Raw genomic sequence first — 1,674 nt, 5'->3', positions numbered from 1 at the left:
TTATAGTTCACGTCTTCTTTAATCGAGTAAATGACTTAACCGCAATCCTTCACTGCTTACCCGAAATAGGAAACAATTTAACCATTACCAACCACCGCCTACCCGGCATTATTGACAGCTTCTTAAATGAGACAAATAGCTAAAATTTTTCATTGCACCGCTTAGCAGACAGACCTCACGGATCAACCGACATATTTCACGGGTTATCCGCAAAAAGGGGCCGAAAGCACAAGTAAGCTCACCGTCCGCCCTAAATTCTTCGAAACATAACGCACACACCAGCAGTGTTTTTCTAATTTTTTATTTGTAAAGTATCTGTTTTGGGTTGCCTCCCTGCAATTATTAGCGTAACTTTTCTCACAAATTCTTATCAACTTAATTTCACGACATGGATAATTATCAAAACCTCATCGACAAGGCCCTGGAACTTATCCTGGAATATGGCCCTAAACTGCTCCTGGCAATCATCGTCCTCATTGTTGGTATGTGGATCATCAACCGCTTTACCAAAGTAATCAGAAGGGTGATGACCTCCCGCAATGTGAATGTATCGCTAATCGGATTCGTCTCCAGCTTAGCGAACCTCGGCTTAAAAGCTTTACTACTAATCAGTGTTGCCGGCATGATTGGTATTCAAACCACTTCTTTCATTGCGGTGTTAGGTGCTGCCGGTTTAGCAATTGGCTTAGCTCTGCAAGGTACCCTGGCCAACTTTGCCGGAGGAGTGATGGTTTTGATTTTTAAGCCCTACCAGGTTGGCGACCTCATCCAGGCACAAGGTCACTTAGGTGTCGTAAAAGAGATTCACATTTTTGTTACCGTTCTGCTTTCACCGGAAAACAAAACCATCATCATCCCGAACGGAGCGATCTCCAATGGCGATATCACCAACTTTGTAACTGAAGGAAAAATCCGGGTCGATCTGAGCTTCGGAATTTCTTACGAATCAAATATCAAACAAGCCAAAGAAATTTTAATGAAGGTAATGACCAGCCATCCGCTGGTTATGAAAGATCCTGCACCATTTGTGGGTGTAAAAGAACTGGCCGACAGCTCAGTTAACCTTGCTGTTCGTCCGTTCACAGAACCGGCCAACTACTGGGCGGTCTATTTTGATATTTACGAACAAGGGAAAATCGCCCTCGACGAAGGTGGCGTTACCATCCCGTTCCCGCAAGTGGATGTTCATATGAAAAGTAAGTAGCACGGTTTGCAACTATAGCAAACATCCCAACCCAAGGAGAGAGCCGATATGGCTTTCTCCTTTTTTTTCGGTGAAAGTCAATGAACGCAAGAACGCGAAGATTGCTTTTAAATATTCAGTCGCACTCTTAGCTACCAATGACAGGTATAATGATTGAAGGATTGATGGAATGAAGGATTGAAAGAGCTTCATATTTGACTCATATTCCAGGTTTTAAATTCCAAAAAAGGAACGCGATACAATCGCGCACAAGCAAGAGCAGTGGAAGCTTCTATAAGGGTAATTATAACAGACAACTTGAAACTCAAAACTTGGAACTTTAACGTTTGCGCTTTCTTACTTCTACATTTTTTATTGGTTATTCGATATTCTACATATCTGAAAACTCTCTTAAAACAAATACTGAATACTTAGCCCGATCCGTGTATACCCCTTTTCGCTGAAGGTGTAATAAAGCTGCGGTGCCAGGC

Annotated in this window: 1 protein-coding gene; it reads left to right on the top strand. The window is 42.4% G+C overall.

Annotated features, from left to right (window positions below):
- Positions 1–388 precede the first annotated feature (388 nt).
- Positions 389–1,204 (top strand): mechanosensitive ion channel family protein, encoded by an 816-nt coding sequence (locus tag AC37HE_RS12265; protein ID WP_500783134.1) that lies wholly within the window; start codon positions 389–391, stop codon positions 1,202–1,204.
- The last annotated feature ends 470 nt before the right edge of the window (positions 1,205–1,674 follow it).

The organism is Mangrovibacterium sp., assembly GCF_059905295.1.
Note: the sequence above shows the minus strand (reverse complement) of the source record. Positions and strands in the feature narration are given on the sequence as shown.

Coding starts and splice junctions, on each gene's coding strand:
- AC37HE_RS12265 (WP_500783134.1), top strand. CDS start 389: ATGGATAATTATCAAAACCTCATCGACAAGGCCCTGGAACTTATCCTG.